The 3481-nt window shown below is 43.4% G+C and carries 3 protein-coding genes; all 3 read right to left on the reverse strand.

Annotated features, from left to right (window positions below; translation table 11 throughout):
* Positions 1-1248: O-antigen ligase family protein (locus tag AAGA18_15895; protein MEM9446823.1), on the reverse strand; the 1248-nt coding region annotated here is incomplete at its 3' end.
* Positions 1249-1339: 91 nt separating this feature from the next.
* The gene (locus AAGA18_15900) at positions 1340-2764 is read right to left on the reverse strand and encodes a GumC family protein (GenBank protein MEM9446824.1); all 1425 of its coding nucleotides are present in this window, start codon (positions 2762-2764) and stop codon (positions 1340-1342) included.
* 84 nt (positions 2765-2848) lie between these two features.
* Positions 2849-3481, reverse strand: a 633-nt coding sequence (locus AAGA18_15905; GenBank protein ID MEM9446825.1) for an SLBB domain-containing protein, incomplete at its 5' end; no start/stop codon positions are given.

A 3481-nucleotide genomic window follows, 5' to 3' on the forward strand; every position in this document is an offset into this window, starting at 1 on the left:
CAACAGTGATGTTTCTGAAAGATTTACCACAACCATATATAGGGCATAGACCATCAGCCAGCTACTAAGCCAAGATTTATAGAGACGGATGCGGGCAATTCCTCTGAGAACCGTTTGCCATAGGGCCAGACACACCATGGTGCTGCCGATGATGCCAATTTGTAGCGTCATGTCTAAAAAACCATGGTGCGAGTCCGGCACTTCCCAGCCAGCCCGTTCGATAACATATCTTGCCGCACTGTCGGTTCCTCCCCAAAATGCATTTAATCCATAGCCACGGAAAGGATGTCTGGCAATTTGGTCAATAATATATTCCCAAATATCTGTACGCCCGGTCAGTGTGGGGTCTTTACCAATTAGCCTCAACCCAAACGTCATGAGAGGGTTATAGGCCATAGTAATAAACGCACCAGCAGCAGCTAGAAAAATAACCGATAGCAAAAGCTTACGGGGCTCTGCTTCAAATACTCGCGTAATGACCACAATAGTCATCATAAACATACAGTTAATTAACGCACCACCGGACGTCGTCTGAATAATCAGCAAGAACGATAACCCCATCCCCACCAGGTACATCCACTTTTGATACCTGTGTTTTACATAGTGGAAGAGCATAAACTGGATAGGGATGGCTAACACCATCATTCTTCCAGCATGGTTTTTATGCACAAAAACACCACGCCAGGCCCCGAGGTGTACGCCTCCCATCACACCATATTTTGGTAAAATCACCCCCCAAACAAAGCTTAAAAACGTGAAGGTAAGCATCAGGTATCCCAACATAAATACCTGTTGCTTTAAACTAAAGCGAGTGGCCAAGTATACTCCAAATAACGTGCAGAAGGTTAAGGCCAGACCAGCCATAAATGTTGCACCTTGGCTGTAAGACCAAAAAACGGTCAAAGGGATATAGATTGAAATAAGAACGAATATAGGGTTACTTTGCAAGGCATAAAGAGTTCGCTTATACCGACAAGCAAGTAAAACAATCGTCAAAAAATAGTTGAGAAAATAGAGCAGCTTAATCGGCGTGTAGTTTGCCGTCATAAAGAGGTGTTCATTGTCTCCCTCACTCGCTCCTTGGGTAATAATGCCAACTAAAATAGCGTCTGAATAAACCAGTAGTGATATAAAAGCAAAGGCATATTCAAACCTATTGAACCACTTATTAATCAGAGCTCTTCGCTTTGATAACTTTGAAGGGCCATCAAGCTCTAACTCGTGGATTGGAACATTTTGAATCACCATAGAACCGTGGTTTTGATATCAGTATGAATAAGTAACCTTGACCAGAAGGATATCTAAAGAGTCATAAACACCCACGATTCCAGCTTGAGCCTTAAAGCTCCGAAGGCAGATTATAGGTGTCAGGGTCATAAATTTTGTTAGTCCCCTTGACATCCACAATAAAGAAATCGATGGCAACGATAATAGAAATTGCCAGTACAAAGCCTGCAATAATACCCATAGCCATAATCTTAATAGCCACCTGAGAAGAGGGTTTTTCAGGTGGAACTGCAGGTTCAATCACCTGGATAAAGTTGGTAATTTGATTTTCCTTAACCTGTAGCTCTTGCCGCTTATTAAGTAGCTCCTGATAGGTTTGTTGCGCTGCAGATAGCTTACGTTCTAAATCACGCTGTCGTTGCTCTAATTCTGGGAAAACATTGATGCGCTCCTGGTATCGCGCAATATTAGACTCAACTGCACTCAGTCGCTGAGTGAGACTCTTGATTTTAATATCGTTATCTACATATTGGTCAATTAGCTTTATGCGAGAGGCTCCCAGTTCCAGTAAACCCTGACGAACTCCAGTGCCAGCAATATCTTGAACACTTTCCTCAAGTAACGTCGTTAACGTAGTTTCTTTGCTTCGAAGATCTTGAATTAAGGGGCTTTCTTCCGTAAAGCCTGCACTCATAGCCGCAATATCAAGACGGACTTTGTTGAGGTCAGTCAAAATATCCTGAATACGTTTTGACTGACTAAGACTATTTACTTTGATGGCATCTGTCACACTGAGCTGCAGCTCAGTACCCAGAGTCTCTGCAATCATTGCTCTTTCTTCTAAGGTAATTTCTAAATCTGATTGTTCTCTCCGAAGAGTATCTAGAAATGAAACTGCAGAGTCGGTTTCCTTAGCTAAGTCAACTACGTTGTAAGTTTCTCGAAAGATACGGAGTTCATATTCAGCAGCCCTTACTTTTTCAGCCGTAATCGGCAACTGCTGGTCCAAAAATGCCCCTGCACTGGCGGTATCCACCTGTGTGCTTTTGAGCTTTTCTGTTCTATACAGCTCCATCATGGTGTTCAGGATATCAGCCGCCTTAACAGGATTTTCGTCCAGGTATTGGAACGATAGAACATCTGTAGAGTAGATAACTTGAACATTCAAGTTTTCTAAGAAGTCTTCGATCTTCAGCTCTTTTCCGTCATCGTCCTTAAGTTGAAGCGTATCAATAATTCTTTTTACCAGGGGTTTAGAGGTAATAATCTCAATCTCAGAATTAAGGGGACTCTGAGCAAAGGACAAGGTACTTAGAGGACCTGCTTCACCATTTTCTAAACCAGTCAATGACGCTGCACGGTCTAATTTGAACAGAAGCTTTGACTCAGCTAAATAGGTCGGTTTTAACAGCTTAGCCACTACACCAGCACCCAAAACCACCAGCAGAAATGCCGTTGTTGCCGGTACCATGCCTCGGCGAGTCGCCTCGAACAAGTACTTAAGGTTAAGGTCAATAACGTTACGAATAAAGTTCATAGTGAGTCAGGCTGCCGTCAAAAGTACCAATAGAAGAAGTAATACTGAGTTAATGCTCTAAAGCGCACTGAAATAAGTTAAAAATTAGTTATTAACACCAAAAATCCCAAGGAGTAAACTTGTCAGAGGGGAAAAAATTAGACCGGCAGTATCTGAAGTTGCAGCTAACGCTGAACGTCCAACAATAATAGTGTCGCCCTCCTGAAGGACTGGATTTTGTTCTTCATTGACCGCTTCAGCAAGATCGATATCCACTGAGCGCTGGGTGACATTTCCATTGGGATTTAGACGGATCAACTCAACTCGCCCTGTTCGAGCACGCGAATTAAACCCACCAGCCGTTAAAACAGCTTGATTCAGAGGAGTATTGGGAGGCACTGAAATGCTACCAGGAGCCTTGACCTCCCCAATAACATTGATCTTGATAGACGTAGGAGCAAAGGTGGTATTCGCTAAGGTAATAACTTCCGAACTATCAATTGATTCTGCGGTGGGAACAATAATTCGGTCTCCATCGCGTAAAAGCACGTCTTGACGCAGGTCTCCAGTTTCTACAAGATCCCAGAGATTGACTTTAATGGGCTCAAACAACCCTTCTCGGGTAATCTCAACAGAACGAACATCCGCAGAACGGGTAATGCCGCCTGCCTGACTAATAGCCTGGCTTAATGTGGGCCAGAAACGAGTACGGCCTTCACTGTCTTCAGATCCCTCCCC

It is taken from the genome of Verrucomicrobiota bacterium (assembly GCA_039192515.1).
Classification (GTDB): Bacteria; Verrucomicrobiota; Verrucomicrobiia; order Methylacidiphilales; family JBCCWR01; genus JBCCWR01.